The 17,861-nt window shown below is 60.4% G+C and carries 12 protein-coding genes; 3 read left to right on the top strand and 9 right to left on the bottom strand.

Translation table 11 applies throughout. The annotated features are described in order from the left end of the window. Positions 1 to 53 precede the first annotated feature (53 nt). The 5 genes from DKK66_RS17475 to DKK66_RS17455 all read right to left on the bottom strand — a co-directional run bounded on the left by DKK66_RS17475 (position 54) and on the right by DKK66_RS17455 (position 7,360). Positions 54 to 1,622, bottom strand: coding sequence for an HD domain-containing phosphohydrolase (locus tag DKK66_RS17475; RefSeq protein WP_045844804.1), 1,569 nt, complete (start codon positions 1,620 to 1,622; stop codon positions 54 to 56). 2 nt (positions 1,623 to 1,624) lie between these two features. Further along, a complete protein-coding gene (locus tag DKK66_RS17470) occupies positions 1,625 to 3,112 on the bottom strand; it encodes an HD domain-containing phosphohydrolase (protein WP_131360124.1) in 1,488 nt (495 codons plus the stop codon). Beyond that, a complete protein-coding gene (locus tag DKK66_RS17465) occupies positions 3,109 to 4,263 on the bottom strand; it encodes an FIST signal transduction protein (RefSeq protein ID WP_131360122.1) in 1,155 nt (384 codons plus the stop codon). Before DKK66_RS17465 ends, DKK66_RS17470 begins: the two co-directional genes overlap by 4 nt. Before the next feature lie 163 nt (positions 4,264 to 4,426). Continuing rightward, a complete protein-coding gene (locus DKK66_RS17460; protein WP_131360120.1) occupies positions 4,427 to 4,984 on the bottom strand; it encodes an antibiotic biosynthesis monooxygenase in 558 nt (185 codons plus the stop codon). 111 nt (positions 4,985 to 5,095) lie between these two features. Further along, the gene (locus DKK66_RS17455) at positions 5,096 to 7,360 is read right to left on the bottom strand and encodes a heavy metal translocating P-type ATPase (RefSeq protein WP_131360118.1); all 2,265 of its coding nucleotides are present in this window, start codon (positions 7,358 to 7,360) and stop codon (positions 5,096 to 5,098) included. A gap of 77 nt (positions 7,361 to 7,437) precedes the next feature. Here DKK66_RS17455 and cadR point away from each other — a divergent pair, with 77 nt between their 5' ends. Further along, entirely contained in the window at positions 7,438 to 7,866 is a 429-nt protein-coding gene (gene cadR, locus DKK66_RS17450) for a Cd(II)/Pb(II)-responsive transcriptional regulator (RefSeq protein ID WP_062787683.1), read from the top strand. Between the two features lie 32 nt (positions 7,867 to 7,898). On the opposite strand, the gene DKK66_RS17445 is transcribed toward cadR, so the two are convergent. Both DKK66_RS17445 and DKK66_RS17440 read right to left on the bottom strand, forming a co-directional pair. Continuing rightward, positions 7,899 to 9,518 (bottom strand): methyl-accepting chemotaxis protein, encoded by a 1,620-nt coding sequence (locus tag DKK66_RS17445; protein ID WP_165494217.1) that lies wholly within the window; start codon positions 9,516 to 9,518, stop codon positions 7,899 to 7,901. A 135-nt stretch (positions 9,519 to 9,653) separates the two neighbouring features. Next, positions 9,654 to 9,962 carry a LexA family transcriptional regulator gene (locus DKK66_RS17440; protein ID WP_131360114.1) on the bottom strand — a complete coding sequence of 103 codons (309 nt, stop codon included), beginning with the start codon at positions 9,960 to 9,962 and terminating at the stop codon, positions 9,654 to 9,656. 209 nt (positions 9,963 to 10,171) lie between these two features. Here DKK66_RS17440 and DKK66_RS17435 point away from each other — a divergent pair, with 209 nt between their 5' ends. Together DKK66_RS17435 and DKK66_RS17430 are read left to right on the top strand one after the other, a co-directional pair. Then, on the top strand, positions 10,172 to 10,447 hold the full coding sequence (locus DKK66_RS17435; RefSeq protein WP_045844798.1) for an HU family DNA-binding protein: 276 nt from the start codon (positions 10,172 to 10,174) through the stop codon (positions 10,445 to 10,447). Positions 10,448 to 10,823: 376 nt separating this feature from the next. Next, the gene (locus DKK66_RS17430) at positions 10,824 to 12,695 is read left to right on the top strand and encodes a methyl-accepting chemotaxis protein (protein ID WP_131360112.1); all 1,872 of its coding nucleotides are present in this window, start codon (positions 10,824 to 10,826) and stop codon (positions 12,693 to 12,695) included. Positions 12,696 to 12,776: 81 nt separating this feature from the next. Here DKK66_RS17430 and DKK66_RS17425 read toward each other — a convergent pair whose 3' ends face one another. Both DKK66_RS17425 and DKK66_RS17420 read right to left on the bottom strand, forming a co-directional pair. Then, positions 12,777 to 13,823 (bottom strand): two-component system response regulator, encoded by a 1,047-nt coding sequence (locus tag DKK66_RS17425; protein WP_131360110.1) that lies wholly within the window; start codon positions 13,821 to 13,823, stop codon positions 12,777 to 12,779. A gap of 30 nt (positions 13,824 to 13,853) precedes the next feature. After that, positions 13,854 to 17,762 (bottom strand): response regulator, encoded by a 3,909-nt coding sequence (locus tag DKK66_RS17420; RefSeq protein WP_131360108.1) that lies wholly within the window; start codon positions 17,760 to 17,762, stop codon positions 13,854 to 13,856. Positions 17,763 to 17,861: the final 99 nt, after the last annotated feature.

Raw genomic sequence — 17,861 nt, 5'->3', positions numbered from 1 at the left:
TCAGCCTGGCAGACCGTGTGACTGATGCCGCTAGCCGCGACTGTCTGCCAGTATCAGTCTCCGGCTTCCAGTGTCAGCAAGTGCGGGGTGAAGTCACCGCGCTCCAGCACCCGGATGCAGGCATCCACCACATCCGGGTCCAGCTGGGTGCCACGCATCAGGCGAATCTGGGCGATGGCCTGGCCAATACCCAGTGCGGCCCGGTAAGGGCGGTCCGACGACATGGATTCGACAATGTCGGCTACGGTGAGGATGCGTGACTCCAGCAGTATGCTTTTGCCCGACAGGCCGAGCGGATAGCCGGAACCATCCAGATATTCGTGGTGCTGGCGAATGATGTCGGCAATAGGCCAGGGGAAATCAATGTTTTTCAGGATGTGGTAACCCACTTCCGGATGGCGCTTCACCAGCGCAAATTCCACCGGATGCAGCCGGCTGGGTTTGCTGAGAATCTCGGCCGGCACTTCAATCTTGCCCAGATCATGCACCACGCCGCTCAGGTACAAGCCACGCAGCCGGTGTGCATCCAGACGTAACTCCTGGCCAATCAGCACTGCAAGTTCGGCCACGTGTTTCTGATGGCCAGCGGTGTAAGGGTCGCGCTGTTCCAGTACCGAGGCAATGGCAGCCAATGCCTTTTCCAGCGCATTTTCCAGTACCTGGGCATGGGCTGCCTGCTCCTGCAAGGACTGCTGATACGCCACCCGGGTGCGGCGCGACTGGATGCCGAACTGCACATTGCGTGTCAGTTCTTCAAAAACCTGCACCTCCACCGGGCTGAATGACTGCTCGGCGCCACCATAGACTGCCAGCGCGCAGATCAGGTCCGGTCCTGCCACCAGCGGGATGGCGACAATGGCGTGCAGCCCGTGCTGGCTGGCCAGCGCCTTCCATGGCTGGAAGCTGGGGTGCTGTTGCAATGCGTGGATATTGATGGTGTTGCCCTGGCGGATGCAGCTGGCAATCGGGCCGTCATTGCTGGCGGAGTCCTTGGTCCAGCAAATGTCCAGCTGTTCGCTGTATGCATGGGCAGTACCGGCAGCGGCCAGTACTTGCAAACGCTGTTGTTGCAGGTCCTGCATGCCGGCAATCAGGGCCAGCGGGTAGCGCTGGTCGGCGACGATGGCATCACACACGGCCTGCAACAAGGCCTGTTCGTCACTGGCCTGTACCAGGGCCTGATTGGTACGGCTATTGGCTTGCAGCGCCCAGGCCCGGCGCTGCATTTCATCATGGTCCTGCTTTTGCTGGGTGATGTCCTTGAAAATGACAGTCAGGCCTATGCACAGCCCAGCGTCGTCGAAAATGGGTGATTTACTGGTTTCCAGCCAGCAGTGCTTGCCATCCAGCATGTAAGGCTCTTGCAGCACCACGGCAACGCCGCTGGCAATCACCTTCTGGTCGTCTGCCTGATAACTGGCTGCCAGTGCCGGCGGGAAAAAATCGTGATCGGTCTTGCCGGCAATGTCTTCGATGCGGATACCCAGGTCATCGGCAAAACGCTGGTTGCAGGTGATGAAGCGGGAGTGGGTGTCCTTGATGATCACCCGGTCCGGCAGTTGCCGGATGGCAGCCTGCAGGGTGTAGTCGGCAAATGGCATTCTTGTGCTACGGGCGTCCATGTTCAGCTTTTTCTTTTATGGTCCGGCAGTTGATAGCCATGTTCGTCAAATAGTGTCAGACAGGCATCAACCACGGCAGGATCGTACACGCTGCCCTTGTATTGTTGCAGCTGTGCCAGCGCCTGGGCTTGACCCAGCTGGCGACGGAAGGGGCGATGCGACAACATGGCCTCCATGCTGTCGGCAACGTGGATGATGCGTGCTTCCAGCAGGATTTCATCACCACGCAAACCGCGCGGATAACCGCTGCCGTCCATGTTTTCGTGGTGCTGCCAGGAAATCTCGGCAATGGGCCAGGGAAACTGGATGTCCTTGAGGATTTCATGGCTGGCCTCGGCATGCAGCTTGACCAGCTCGAATTCCTCGTGATTCAGGCGGCGTGGCCGGGTGAGGATTTCCGATGGAATCTGAATCTGGCCGATGTCATGCACCATGGCAGCCAGGCCCAGCCCTTCCAGCTGGTGTTCATCCAGCCCCAGCTGGCGGCCGATGGCAACGGCAAGGTCGCTGACACGTACTTCGTGGCCCGCCGTGCTCATGTCACGGTGCACCATGGCCGATGACAGGGCGCTGATGGCCTGGATCAGCGACTGGCGGAGCGATTCCTCCGCCTTCTTGCGCCCGCTGATGTCGATGAAGGCACCAATGATGCCGGCAATATTGTTGTCCTCGTCGTAGAACAGGTCCTTGGCGTAAACCACATCCATCAACTGGCCTTGCTGGGTGCGGATGACGTATTCGAACATCTGTGGCTGGCGGCTGGCAATCAGCTCGGCATCATTCTGGGTGAACATGCTGGCCAGCTCGGCCGGCCAGACTTCTTGCGGCATCTTGCCGATGATGTGCTCGGGCTGCATGCCCACCGTGCGGGAAAATGCCGGGTTGCAACCCAGATAGCGCCCGCTGGCATCCTTGTAGAACACGGCAATCGGCATGGCATTGAGCAAGGCCTGGTTGAAGCGTTGCGCCCGGTCCAGCTGCACCATCACCTGGTTGCGTTCTGCCTGCAGGCTGATGGCCAGTTGTTCGCTGTCGTTACATAGCTTGATGGCGCGGGACAGGTTGGCGAGGATAGGCGGGAATACATGCTCCAGCGGCATCTGCTGCAACATGGTTTCCGGCGCCAGCAGCATGATGGTGTGGGTTTGATCCAGCGGCAGGCGCAGGCTGTAACGGTAGCGATCCTGACCGGTAAAGCGTTGTAGCAGCCTCGCGTCGGTGTCGGCCTGAATGCTGCGGCCCAGCAGCCCCGGCGGCAGGGCGATGCCAATGCTGGCTTGCTGTTGTAGTTGATGGTCGCCAATCACTTTCAGCAGGCTGCCGCTGTTGGCGTCCAGTCCATCCGGGTGGTGAATGACCAGGCCCACCGGGCAGCCGGTGTGAAACAGCAGGCGTTGCACCACCTTGGTGAGCAGCGCATCAACCGTGACCTCGCGCCCGATGGTGAGCGACAGGTCGTACAGTACGGCAAGCAATTGATCCTTGTTCATGCATCCATCCAGACGCTGGCCGTGATGCAGGCATTGTGAAACAGCGGGTAGCCCCATTCATGCGGGCTGCCGATTTCACCCAGCGTCAGCGCTCCGGTCACGCTGGCGGCCTGGCTATGCCGGATCAGGCCATGGATTTCCTCCAGTGCGGCCGGGCCAAAGTGCTGGCTGCGTCCCGCACAGTAAAAGCTCAGCAGGTTTTTACCTTGCAGCGAGCCATGACGCTGCTGCAAGGTGCCAAGCACCTGCTGTACGCAGTCATCGCCCGGCACTGGCGGAGCTTGCACCATCATCAGCACGGCGTTTTCCGGCACCTCACCCACGCAAAATACCGAACCGTCATCCTCCAGCGCTACCGGGACACGAATCAGCAATTGCTGGTTGGCCAGCATGATGCCAAGCGGGAAATGCACGCCGAAGGTGTAGAAGTTGTCACGATTCAGTTCGGCACCAAACTGTTGCTTGACGATTTGCTGGTAGGCGTCGAAGGCCGGTCGCCAGTCAATCTGGAAAATGCGGTTACCGGCAGTGGCTGTGGCGGTGAGGGTGTGCTCCGGTGCCGGGTAGCCATGGTTGATAACCGGATTGGCCGTGGCGGGCAGCAACAGGCAGAGCACGCCGTGCATCATGCTCTGGTATTGGTCGAACAGGCAGGGAATGGGCTGAAACTGTGCGCTGCCGGCATTCACCCCGCCGTAGAACACCTGGTCGGCCAGTTGCAGGTACAGGGCATCCAGAATGGACGCGATATCCGGCAGCATGCCATCGAAAATCATGAACAAGGTTGGTTTGCCCTGATCTGCCGGCCACGCAGCCAGCATTTGCGTTATCCGCTCGCTCATGTGTTGCGCGGTTTGTGCCGGGTCTTGCCCGGTATGAATGCGCAACAGAGCGCTTTGGCTGCCGCCAGGGCAGGGCAGCAGCATGACGCCATGGTCAACAAAACCCTGATCGCTGATCAGGCGGGGAAATACCCCACCCGCCAGTTCGATGCCCTGGTGCAGGCAGGCCGTTTGCAGGTTTGGCAGTTGCTCACGGTCGGCTTCGGCCAGCAAGGCCAGCAGGCGCTGGTCGGGGTGGTCGGCATGCCAGGCGTGCAAGCTGCTTGCCAGTTGAGCGGGATCCAGCGAACTGTGCCAGGGTGAGGGCATGGCGGAACTCTCTGATGATAAGCATGGAAAATACTCAGTAAGCTAATCATAAACGAGGGAAGTGCCATTGCCGACGGCAATCCGGCTGTCGGGCGGGAAAAATGCAGCAAAGTTTGATCCTGACCAGCATGTTGGCTGGTCAGGAGGTATGGCTGTTGCTGATTCAGGGCTTGGCAGACAGTCCGGTCGGACGACTGCCATCGCTTTGCAGCCATTTGTGCAGCAGGCGGCTGCTGAGCGGAATGAACAGGAACACCATGACAGGCGTCAGCATCAGGGTGCTGCACAGCACCCGCAGCACCACTGGCAGGCTGGCCAGTTTGTCGCCCAAGAGCAGGGTGAAACAGAGCGAAACCGGAAAGAACACCAGCCAGATCATCACCGCCTGTTTCCAGCGTGGCGGTGTTTTCAGGCCAAACCATTGCTCCAGGCCTTCGGCACAATGCACGCTGCTGTGCTGGATCAGCTCTTCCCCTGCAGCCAGCCATGCCTGACGTGCCGGGCTGGCTGCCCAGGCATCCAGACTGGCCTGATCGCTGAAACGAAACAGGATTTGCCAGTGGTCGTCACCCGGCGGCGGTTGCAGCAGGCCGGAGCCCAGATAGCCGGGCGCGGCTGTGGCGAGGCTCTCGCCCTGGCGGATCCAGGCGTGAAAATCGGCGTGGCGTGCCGGCTTGATGCGGCGGGTGATCAACAAGGTAAGCGGTGTGCTCGGTGTCATGATGTGGCTCCTGCGGGCAAGTCCTGCCACCCGGGGTGTGGGTGGTCGGCACGCCTCCGGGGTGTTGGAGGCGTTTCGCTCATGCAGCAAGCAAGCGGCGTGCCTGCACTCCTACTTGCGCAGCAGTCGCAAGCCGTTGCCCACCACCAGCAGGCTGGCACCGACATCGGCGAATACCGCCATCCACATGCTGCCCATGCCCAGCAGGGTCAGCAGCAGGAAAACCGCCTTGATGCCCAGCGCCAGCACGATGTTTTGCACCAGAATGGTGTGCGTGGCGCGGGACAGGCGCACAAATGCGGGCAGGCGGGCGGGGTCGTCATCCATCAGTGCCACATCGGCGGTTTCGATGGCGGTATCCGACCCCATCGCACCCATGGCAAAGCCGATGTCGGCGCGTGCCAGTGCCGGTGCGTCATTGATGCCATCTCCCACCATGCCCACCAGTCCGTCCCGGCCCAAATGGGCAATGATGTCGGCCTTGTCCTGTGGCAGCAGCCCGCCATGGGCTTGGTCAATGCCGACAGCAGCGGCAATGGCGCTGGCAGTTTGCTGGTTGTCCCCACTGAGCATGACGGTACGGATGCCCAACTTGTGCAACTGGGCGATGGCGTCCCGGCTGGCGGGGCGGATGGTGTCAGCCACGGCAAACAGGGCCAGCACCCGCTCTTCATCCATCAGCATCACCACGCTATTGCCATCTTGCTCACGGGCAGCCACCCAAGCCTCAACTTCGGGTGTATTCCGGCCAAGCTGACCGGCCAGCGCCAGGTTGCCCAGCCACAGCTGACGTCCGGCTATCACCCCGTGAATGCCACGGCCGGTGATTGCCGCAAACTGGCTGACTTCCTGCAGGGCGATGCCGTCTTGCTCTGCCGCGCGCAGCAAGGCGCGGGACACCGGATGGTCGGAGCGGCTGGCAAGGCTGGCTGCCAGGCTGCGGCAGCTGCTGGCGTGTTCAGTATCCAGTGCCTGCCAGGCTGTCTGTTCCGGCTTGCCATGGGTAATGGTGCCGGTCTTGTCCAGTGCCAGCGTACGCAGCTTGCGGCCTTGTTCCAGCCAGACGCCGCCCTTGATCAGTATTCCCTGACGGGCTGCAGCGGCCAGGCCGCTTACCACGGTAACCGGGGTGGAGATGACCAGCGCGCACGGGCAGGCAATCACCAACAGCACCAGCGCTTTGTAGATCCATGCCAGCCAGTCGCCACCGGTGAATAGTGGCGGCAGGATGGCCAGCAAGGTGGCCAGCGCAAAGACGGTCGGGGTGTAGATGCGGGCAAAGCGATCGACAAAGCGCTGGGTAGGGGCCTTGGCATCCTGTGCCTGCTCCACCGCATGGCGGATGCGCGCCAGCATGGTATCGCTGGCGGCGGCGGTGACGCGGTAATCGAAAGCGCCATTTTCGTTCAGCGTGCCGGCGTAGACGCTATCGCCAGCCTGTTTTTCCAGCGGCATGCTTTCGCCGGTCATGGCGGACTGGTTGACCGTGGAATGACCGCTGATGATGACGCCATCCAGTGCAATGCGTTCGCCCGGTGCCACCCGCACTACTGCGTCCAGCGGAATGTCGCCCACCAGCATGTTTTGCCAGCTGCCATCGCCAGCTTGCACAGTGGCGCTGGGCGGCGTGAGTTGCAGCAGGCTGTCAATGGCATGGCGAGCCCGCTCCAGCGACCTGGCCTCGATGCGCTCGGCCAGGGTGAACAGCACCATCACCATGGCGGCTTCCGGCCATTGCTGCAGCAGCAGCGCGCCGGTAACGGCAATGCTCATCAGGGCATTGATGTTGAGGGTGAGGTGACGCAGTGCTATCCAGCCCTTGCGGTAGGTGCTGATGCCGCAGATGGCAATCGCTGCCAATGCCAGCAAGGCTGCCAGCCAGCCAGGAGCTTTCAGCCAGTCACACAGCTCGGCGGCCAGTGCCAGCAAACCGGCCGAGGCCAGCGGCCACCAGGGGGCAGGGGCGGCAGCGGAATCGGCCGGGGGCAGGGTGCCTGCCTCGGCTGCGGTTTCCGGGTTGAAGCCCAGCTCACGCAAGGCGCTCAGAATGGCAGGCAGTGCTGCCTTCTGGTGCGTGACTGTGAGCACGCGCTGCATCAGGCGGAATTCCAGCGCGACAACTTCGCTCATGGCGTCCAGCTGTTTGCGGATCAGCGCTTCTTCGGTGGGGCAATCCATTTGCAGGATGCGGATGGGCGTAACCGTCAGCTCGCCTTCACTGCGCGCTCCGGCCAGCGTTTCCAGCGGCGCGCTGGTGCTGCCGCAGCAGTAGTCGTGGTGGTGGTCAGCATGCTTGTGTCCATCCTGCCCGTGGCCATGATGGCTGTGGGCTGCTTTGTCGTGCGGGGCGGGTACACGCTTGTATCTGGCTTGCATGCTGGTCTCCTGTGTTGCATTGGCATACAGTTAACACCCTGTAGCAACTTCAAGGTCAACAGCTAAAGGAGAGTGCAATGAAAATTGGTGAATTGGCCAGACTGGCGGACTGTACCAGCGAAACCGTGCGCTTTTATGAAAAGACCGGGCTGTTACCACCGCCACAACGCGAGGCCAACAACTATCGCAGCTATGGCGAGCGCCATCTGGAACGGCTGCGCTTTATCCGTAACTGCCGGGCGCTGGATATGACGCATGAGGAAATCCACCAGTTGCTGTCACTGATGGCGGACCCGCAGTCCGATTGTGGCGGGGTGAACCAGGTGCTGGATGCGCATATCAGTCATGTGGATGCGCGCATTGCCGAACTGGTGCAGCTGAAAGCGCAGCTGGATGAACTGCGCCAGCGCTGCCAGCAGACACAGGCGCTGGATGCCTGCGGCATCTTGCAGGGTCTGGCCGAAATGGAAACCGCCGCCCGTCCGGAGCGCCATACCCATCTGTAGACGGGTATGGCTGCAGGGCAAAGCCGGTGGCGTTACACCTGATACTGCGCCACGGTGTTGAGTATGGCTCTGGCCTGCTTGTGCAGTTCACGTGCGGCATCGGCCGAGCTGCTGGCGGCAGACGAGTTTTCCTCTGCCATCTGGGCAATCTGCTCCACCCGCTGGGCAATGGTGGTGCTGGTGCTGGTTTGTTCGGAAATGCTGTGGGAAATGTCATGCACCAGTTCCCTGGCCTGCTGGGTATTGTCCTGGATGCGTTCGATGGCGCTGTTTGCACCGCGTGCGGCATCGGCTTCCTGATTGGCGCGTTCCACCACGCGTTCCATGCTGCCAACAGCATCCTGCGTACCTTGTTGCATCTGGCTGATGACCGTGGAAATTTCCGTGGTGGACTTGGCCGTGCGTTCTGCCAGCTTCCGCACCTCATCGGCCACCACGGCAAAGCCCCGGCCCATTTCACCGGCCCGTGCCGCTTCGATGGCAGCATTGAGCGCCAGCAAATTGGTTTGTTCGGCAATTTCCTTGATGATGTTCATCACCGTGGCCACCGTCTGGCTGTCCTGACGCAAACTGGCCACCTGGTTCGCGGCCTGGCGGATGGATTCGGAAACCGCCGTGATGCCGCTTACCGTGGCCAGAATCACCTGTCCGCCCTGGCTGGCGGTATCGCCTGCGGCACTGGTTTGCTGGTTGGCCTCCAGCGCGCGGTCGGACACATGGTTGATGCTGACCGTCATTTCCTCGATGGCCGCTGCCATGGCGGCTGCAGCTTCGCTTTGCAACTCGGAACTGCGGGCAATCTGCGTGGTGTTGCTGGCCATGCCCTCAATGGCCTGGTCGACGGATTCCACGCTGCGGCGGATGTCCTGGAAACTGTCCTGCAATTGTTGCAGCAGGGCATTGAATGCCATGGCGGTTTCGCCCACTTCATCCTGGCGCATCACTTTCACCCGCAGGCGGAAATCCAGCGCCTCTCGCACATTGAACATCACGTCGCGCATGCCCAGCAGGCTGCTGCGAATGTGCCGGAACAGGCTGCCACCCAGCAGTGCACAGCCCAGCAGGCAGGCAGCAATGACCGCAATCGACATGGTGATGGCCTGCTGATAGGCCTGCCGGTTGTCATCGGCCAGCTTGCCCGCCAACCGGTAGTTGAATTGCATGTGTTCCTGCAGGTTCTTGCTCAAGGCCGCAGTCGCAGCGCGCATATTGCCGCCGGTGATGGCCTGCTCGGCTTCCTGGGTCTTGTGCTGCCGTGACAGCTGTAACAAGGCATCACGGGCGCTGCGATAGCTGGCCACCAGCTTGCGGTCCTGCTCCAGCAACTGGCGGTCCTCGGCGTTGACGATCAGGTCTTTTTCGTAATGGGCGGCGGCATCGTCAAAGCGTTTGTCCTGGGTGTTGATGGCCTGCTGGTCTTTTTCTTTCTGACTGTCGTTTTGCGCAATGACATGGCGGTAGGTGCCGGTGCGCATCTGGGTCAGTGCATCCAGCATTTCATCCAGCGCAATGATGCTGGGGAAGGTATTGGCTGTCAGGTATTCGAAGCGGGCATTGGCCTGCTGTTGCTGATACAGGCCGAAGCCGCCGATACCTATCAATGCCAGCAAGGCAATGCCCAGTGTCAGTGCCAGTCGTTGCGAAATGTTCACGAAGCGCTCCCTGTCCTGAATTGTGTCGGATGACATACTGTCGTTATAGACAGGAAGGTGCTGGCGACAAGTCACCAAAAATCAGTATCTTGCCGAATGACAGGCAAGTTGCGCTCCGCAGGCTACGGCCTGTTGCTATGCCGTAAGGTGGCAGTCCGGCTGGTTGATGACACCCCAGATGGCAAAGTCCTGGCCGTAATCCGCCTCTATCGGCGGGTAGTCCGGATGAGCAGCCAGCAGGCACAGCCGCTGCCCGTTGCGCTGCAGGCGACGCACCATGAATTCGCCATCCACGGCGGCCAGCACCAGATTGCCTTGTACCGGGCTGCGCTGCGCATCGATGGTAAGGATATGCCCGGCAGCAATACCGGCGCCGCTCAGCGAGTGGTCGGGCATGGTCAGATAGAATGCCTGGCTCTGATCCGCGTTCATGGTGTCTGTCATGATGAAGCTCCGCACGGTTGATTATGAAATTGTACAAAATCAAAACTGACAGGGCAAGCAGGCAACATCCATGTACAAAAAGTCAGGAGCAGGTAGGGCAGGCACGGCCACTTGTGGCAGATATGACAAATTTTCCTTGCTGGAGCAGGCTCTGGCTGGTTAACCTTCCAGCTTGAGACTATTCACCTTTTGCGGCGCAGGAGCCTTGCATGACCAAACAACAACTCATTGCCATCCTTTCCGAAAAAACCGGCTGCAGCAAAGTCGATGTCCTGCGCTTCATGGATGCGCTGGAACAGACCATTCGTGATGAGCTGGTCAGCGGTGGTGAGGTCACGCTGGCCAGTACCGGCAAGTTCAAGGTGAAAAATACGGCGGAGCGCAATGGCCGCAATCCGAAAACCGGCGAAACCGTGCTGATCCCGGCAAAGCGCAAGGTGGTGTTCACCCCCATCAAGCTGCTGAAGGAAGCCGTAGCCGGCTGATCGGCCATACCGGGGTGACCGGTAATTGTCATGAAAAGGACGCAGCGGCGTCCTTTTTTCATGCCTTCGGTCTATTTTGTGTGTAGTGCTGGATTGTTGCCTGAAACTGATCAATAACTAGAGAGAGTAGTGATAAATCTATTCAGTCAGTATTTTATTTGATGTTTCGGGGAGGGATATGCATGAAACAAAGCGTTAATTGCTTCATCAATGCCAATATTGTGCATCAGTCTGTTGAAAATGCCGGATGCATTTGAAATTGGTATTGACGTGTCGGATTGAAGCCGGGAACATTGCAGCACGCCGGTGACCACCTCAGGCGGTCGTGTCAGCTAGCAATGTGTGGTTTTAAGTAATTATAAAAACAGGATCCTCCATGCGTACTCTCCGTTCCAGAATGCTTGCATTTGTACTGATGATTCTGGTAGCCATTTCGCTGCTGTTCTGCGGTGTGGCCTACTGGAAAATGAAAGAAGCGCTGCTCTCTTCCATCAGTGACCAGATTGTCCAGACGGCCAATAACAAGGTCAGCTTCATTACCGAGTGGGTTTCCACGCGTCAGAATATCGTCGGCTCTGCCTTGCTGCATTTTACCGAAGGGGACATGAAACCCATCCTTGACCAGTCGCAGGTGGCCGGCAAGCTGGATGACATGTATGTCGGTGAACCCAGCAAGAAAATGACGCAATTCACCGGCTCCACGCCAGTGCCTCCGGGTTATGACCCGACAGGCCGGCCGTGGTACCTGGCTGCCAGCAATTCGCAGGAAGCCATTGCCACTGCGCCTTACATTGACGCCGCTACCAAGAAGCCCATCATCACCTTTGCCAAGGCCCTGCGCAAAGATGGCCAGCTGGTGGCCGTAGCCGGTGGCGATGTCTCCCTGGCGCGGGTGGCGGACGAAGTGGTGTCCTCCAAGTTGCCGGGTGACGGCTTTGCCTTCCTGATTACCGGTGACGGTTCGGTGATTGCCCATCCGGTCAAGGATTCGGGCATGAAGAAAATCAACGAAGTGATGCCCGGCTTTGATCTGAACAGCGTCAGCAAGGACGGCACACTGCAAACCATCAACCTGAATGGCGAAGCCAGCATGACTGCGCTGTATCCGGTGGGCAAGACCGGCTGGCTGCTGGGCGTGGTGGTGCCGGTGGCGGCGGCTACCGTGTCGGTGACTCACCTGATCGAGCTGATGATCGCCGTGCTGATTGGCGGTGTGGTGGTGGTGGCCTTGCTGGCAACCATCGGGGTGGCCCGCATGCTGTCCGGCCTGACCGAACTGCGCGATGCAATGCGTAACGTAGCCAGCGGCGATGGCGACCTGACCCTGCACTTGCCGGTACGTTCGCAAGATGAAGTAGGCCAGATTGCCGAGGCCTTCAATGCCTTCGTCCACAAGCTGCATGGCATGTTTGTGTCGGTGCGCAACGATGCCGAAGCGCTGGCGCGCGATACCGCAGCCCTGCATCAGGCCGCCGAGAGCATTGCCTCGGATTCCCGCGTGCAGTCCAATGAACTGTCGGCCACGGCGGCAACGATTGAAGAAATCACTGTCAGCATCAACCACATTGCCGACAATGCCGGGGAAACCGAAGTACTGGTCGCTTCCACCCGTGAAAACTCGGAAGACTCCTACCAGGCCATGGAGCAAGTGGCGCGCGAAGTGCAGTCCATCGTGCAGACGGTGGATGCCCTGCAAAGTGCCATGGGTGACCTGTCTTCGCATTCCGAACAGATTCGCGGCATTGTGGCGGTGATTCGTGACATTGCGGACCAGACCAACCTGCTGGCACTGAATGCAGCCATTGAAGCGGCACGTGCCGGTGAGCAAGGTCGTGGCTTTGCCGTGGTGGCAGATGAAGTGCGCAAGCTGGCCGAGCGGACAGCATCGGCCACGGTGGAAATCGCGCAGATGATCAACAGCGTGATGAGCCAGACCGAAGTGGCGATCGGCCATACCAGCAAGACCAACGAGCGTGTTGCCACCGGGGTGGCGATGTCGCGTGAAGCGGCCGAGAAGGTGGGCCGCATCAAGGCCAGCACGCAGGACATTGCCAGCCGCATGTCGGAAATCACCAGCTCCACCAAGGAGCAGAGCACGGCGACCACGGTGATGGCGCAAAGTGCAGAGCGCATCAACACCAAGGCACTGGAAAGTGATGAGAACGTGCAACGCATTCTCACCATCATTCAGGACCTGTCGCGCCGTGGTGGTGATTTGCGCAACCTGGTATCGCAGTTCAAGCTGTAAACCCGGACGCAGTAATCCCAAAGAAAAACCCCCGCTAGCCGGGGGTTTTGTTTTTTCTGCCTGCACGAAAACCGGTCACACTCAGTTTTCCTGACCCTCGTCGTCGGCATAGTTGGCACGAATCCGCAGGATTTCCGGCAAGGCCTTGCGAAAGGCGGCAATCAGTTGCGGGTCGAAGTGCGCGCCGGACTGGCCGTACATATAGTCCAGCGCTTCTTCAAGCGGCAGGGCCTTTTTATAGGGACGGGCCGACAGCAGCGCATCAAACACATCGGCAATGGCTACGATGCGCCCGGCCAGTGGAATGGCCTCGCCACGCAAGCCGAAGGGATAGCCACTGCCATCCCAGCGCTCGTGATGGCTCAGCGCAATGATGCCGGCGGTTTGCAGCAGCTCGTCATCGTGGCTGCCAATGATGTCGGCCCCCATTTGCGGGTGCTGTTTCATCAGCTCCCATTCTTCGGCATCCAGTTTGCCCGGCTTGAGCAGGATATGGTCCGGAATGCCGATCTTGCCGATATCGTGCATGGGCGCGGCCAGTTGCAGGATTTCCTGCGCCTTGCTGCCAAGGCCGGCCACTTCGGCGATCAGCCGGGTGGCATGCGCCATGCGGATGACATGGTTGCCGGTTTCGTTGTCCTTGAACTCGGCGGCACGCCCCAGGCGCTGGATGATTTGCTGGCGGGAGCTAAGCAACTCGTTGGTGCGCTGTACCACCATGCGCTCCAGTTCGCGCGTCTGGTCGTACAAGGCCAGATGGGTGCGCACCCGTGCCTTGACTACCGGCGGGCTGATGGGTTTGGTGATGTAATCCACCGCACCGATTTCCAGCCCCAGTTTTTCATCCTCCACCGAACACATGGCGGTGACGAAGATGACCGGAATGTGCTGACGGTCCGGGTTGGACTTCAGCCGGCGGCACACTTCATGCCCGCTCAGGCCGGGCATCATCACGTCCAGCAGTATCAGGTCCGGCGGGGTGTCGGAATAGGCGATCTTGAGCGCCTTCTCACCATTGGGTGCCACCTTGATGGTGTATTCGTCTTCCAGGATGGCGGCCAGCAATTCGATATTGTCCGGCACATCGTCGGCAATCAGGATGCTTTGACGTTGTCTGAGATCAGCCATGGATAATGGGCTTTCGGTTGGCATGCATGGTCAGCTTGCTTGCAGCCGGGCGCGCAGCTGTGCCAGCTGCTGCAAGGCGGCTTCGTATTCATATTGTCCCGCCTGACGTGACAGCTGTTCGGCGGCGTCGGCGGCTTCGTGATCAGCCAGGTTGCGGAACAATTCCACCGCGGTCTTGCTGGCGCGGATGTCATCGTCACGCAGTTGTTGTTCCAGCGTATCCAGCAATACACGGATGCTGTCTTCACCGGCCAGCGGAATGGCAGCTGCTGGCGTCTGCTCCTGCTCCAGCTGCGCCAGCAGGGCTTGCAATTGCTGCTCCAGCCTGCTGATGGCCTGATCGCGGCTGTCGATGTCGCTGTCCAGATGGTATTCCGCGTGGCGGCAGGCGGCGGCCAGCGCGTCCGCACCCAGATTGCCGGCCAGGCCCTTGAGGTTGTGCACGATGCGGCGGGCGGTTTCGGTGTCTGCCTGCTGCAAGGCTTGTTGCAGCCGCTGGCAGGCATCGCTTTCCCGCTCGCGGAAGCGATGCAGCAAGCGCTGGTACAAGGTGGTGTCTCCGCCCATGCGCAGCAGGGCGGCATCGCGGTTCAGGACGACATCGCTGCTGCGGCTGCTGCCGGGCAGCGGCAGCTTGCCGGGCAGGCTTTGCGGCATGCCGGGGCGCAAGTGGCGCAGCAGGCAGGCGTAAAACACCTGGATGTCGATGGGCTTGGCGATGTAGTCGTCCATGCCGGCATCCAGGCAGCGCTGTTCTTCCCCTTCCATGACATTGGCGGTCATGGCGACGATCTTGCTCGCGTTGTGACGTGTGCCCAGGCGTAACTGGCGCGTGGCTTCCAGCCCGTCCATCACCGGCATCTGGCAGTCCATCAGTATCAGGGCATAGTTCCTGGCGGCAGCCATCGCCACGGCCTGGGCGCCGTTTTCGGCCAGATCAGCCTGTATGCCGACCTGACGCAACAGTTCCAGCGCCACTTCCTGATTGGTCTGGTTGTCTTCCACCAGCAGGACCTGTGCGCCTTGCAGCAACTGGCGCAGCTGTGCCAGATCCAGCCGCGGCGCATTGCTGCCGACTTGCAGCGCCGGCTGATGACGGCAGGCGGTATGAATGGCGTCCAGCAAGGTGGAGAAGGTGGCCGGCTTGTTGAAAATGCCGTCAACCGTGGTGTTGCCCAGAGCCTGGCTCAGGCTGTCGCAATCGTGCGCGGTGGCCAGCAGGCATACCGGGGTGTCCAGTTGTGTATTGGCCTGGATGCGGCGCAGGGTTTCCACCCCGTCCATGCCGGGCATTTTCCAGTCGATCAGCACCAGCTGATAGGGCAGTCCGGCATCCTGTGCCTGCTGCAGGGCCTGCAAGGCAGCCGCGCCACTGTCCACCGACCATGCCTCCAGTTGCAGTGCTTGCAGCATGTGGACGAATACTTCGCGGGCTGCGGCATTGTCATCCACCACCAGCGCACGCATGCCACGGATGTCCGGCAGCGTGCTCAGTACCGGCTCGTTGGCATCCGCCTTGCCGAACTGGCAGGTAAAGCTGAAGCAGCTGCCCTGTCCTGGCTGGCTGCTGACGGTGATATCGCCATCCATCAGTTGCACGATGTGCTTGCTGATGCTCAAGCCAAGGCCGGTGCCACCGTAACGGCGGGTGGTGGAACTGTCAGCTTGCGAGAAAGCCTGGAAAATACAGTCCTGCTGGGCCGCGCTCATGCCGATGCCGGTGTCGCTGACGGCAAAGTGCAGTGTCAGCTTGTCCTGTTCTTCCCGCTCCAGCCGCACGCTCAGCGTTACCTCGCCGGAATCGGTGAACTTGACGGCATTGCCCACCAGGTTGTTCAGCACCTGACCCAGGCGCAGCGGGTCGCCAATCAGCCGGGCGGGAACCGCGCTGTCAATGTCGAACAGCAGTTCCAGGCCTTTGTCCCGCACCCGCAGCGCCATCAGGTCGGCCACCCGGGCAATGACTTCTTCCAGCGCGAATTCGGTTTGCTCGCAACTGAGTTTGCCGGCTTCGATCTTGGAGAAATCCAGGATGTCGTTGATCAGGCCAAGCAGGCCATTGGCTGCGGTATTGACCTTCTCCAGATAATTGCGTTGCTGCGGGCTAAGCTGGGTTTGCAGTGCCAGCTGGGTCATGCCGATGACGGCATTCATCGGCGTGCGGATTTCATGGCTCATATTGGCCAGGAATTCGGCTTTGGCACGGGTGGCGGCTTCGGCCTGATGGCGGGCGGCACGAGCTTCCTGCTCGGCAATCTTGATGGCGCTGACATCGACAATCACGCCAATCAGCCCGCCCGGGGTGCTGTCCTCGTGGCGGAAGCCGGTTACCGAATACAGCACGTGATGCAACTGCCCATCGGCAAAGCGCAGCTGTTCTTCACGTGAAATGCGGCTGCAGTTGGCAATGACTGCTTCGTCCTCCTGCTGGAAGATCTGGCGGGCGCTGGCCGGCAGGTATTCCAGCTCCAGCACCCGTTTGCCGATGAAGTTGCTTCTGTCTATGCCGAAGGCCTGCTCGTATGCCTGGTTGCAACCGATGAAGCGGGTGTCGGCACCCTTGTAGAAAATGGGATTGGGAATGGTGTCCAGCAGTGCTTCCACCAGGGCTACCTGATGTTGCAGGTCGCTGGTGCGCTCGACCACTTTTTGCTCCAGCTCGGCGCGGGCCTGTTGCAGTTCGGAAGTTTTGACCAGCAATTGCTGACGCATTTGCTCCTGGGCGGCTGCCAGCTGGCGCACTTCCAGCCAGGGGGCTTGCAGGGCATCCTGACTGACCGCCTGTTGCAGCTCCAGCTGGCCGAAACGAACGCTGCCCTGTGCCAGCAATTCCAGTGGCCGGGCAAAGCGCTGTGCCATGCGCAGTGCCACCATGCCGGCACAAATCAGGGCGGCAATGCTGATCAGTACCAGCAGGATCAGGTCGCTGGCGGTGCCGGGCAGAAAGGAGGATTCGGGGGCAATCACCGCAATCCACCAGGTTTGGTCGCCAAGCGTCATCGGCTGGAACAGGCTGAACCACTCCTGCCCGCCTGCGGTGAAGCGGCTGGCTTGCCCTGCCAGCTGGCTGCGCAGCAGCCAGTGCGGATAGGCATGCGACAGGGGGCCGTTGTTCACCGTGGCCAGCGGGTGCAGTTGCTCGCCCGGCTGCAATTGGCCATCAGCATAGGGCAGGGCCAGCAGGCGGCCCTGCTCATCCAGCAAGGCCAGGGTTTTGGCGCGTTCCGAAGGCAAGGTGCCGGCCAGACGGGACAGGCTGCTCAGGTTGACGTCATGGCCAATCACGAAGCGGCTGCCGTCACTGGCGGTCCAGCGGGTGGAGACAGTCAGGCCGATCTGGTGCGTGGTGTAGAAGGTATAGGGCCTGGTCCAGACAATGGCCCCGTCATCGTTGCTGGCCATGGCATTGCGAAACCAGGGGCGCTGGCGGGCGTCGTAATCCTGCTGCCGTGTCTCGCTGCGGATCAGCCTGCGTTGTCGGTCCCAGAAAAACCAGTAGGTGGTGCGGCCCCAGTGTGCCGGGTCGCTGATGCGATTGGTCCAGCCGCCGTTGGCATCATGCAGCAGCAGGATTTCGCGCCCGGACTGATGTGCCATGTTGACCGAGGCTATCTCGGCGTGATTTTCGATGATGGGAAAAAAGAAGTCGTTAAAGCGCTGCAATTCGTGACGATTGGCCGCCAGCCATTCGGTCTGGCTGTTCCAGGTGCTGTTGCGGCCCCAGGACTGGCTGGCACGCAAGGTGTCCTGCACGCTGGACAGCAAATGCTGGGTGCGGGACTGCAATTGCTGGGCGGAAATCTGCATTTCCGACTGGGCCAGGCTGTCGACAGTGCGCTGCACGATCAGGTGATAGCAGCCAAAGGCGAATACCAGGATGGACAGCAGGATCAATCCGCACATGCGCAGGACCAGACTGCTGGCGAAAGTCTTTTTCAATCAGCGCTCCAATACCGGCGTACTGTGCTGTGCTGCGATGAGGGGGAATTGTTTGCCGGCCCGGTTGCGCCTGATTCAGAGGGGTGGAGCTGGCGATTT

It is taken from the genome of Aquitalea sp. USM4 (assembly GCF_004328945.1).
Classification (GTDB): domain Bacteria; phylum Pseudomonadota; class Gammaproteobacteria; order Burkholderiales; family Chromobacteriaceae; genus Aquitalea; species Aquitalea pelogenes.
The sequence above is the reverse complement of the archived record's forward strand: the minus strand, read 5'-3'. Positions and strand labels throughout refer to the sequence as shown.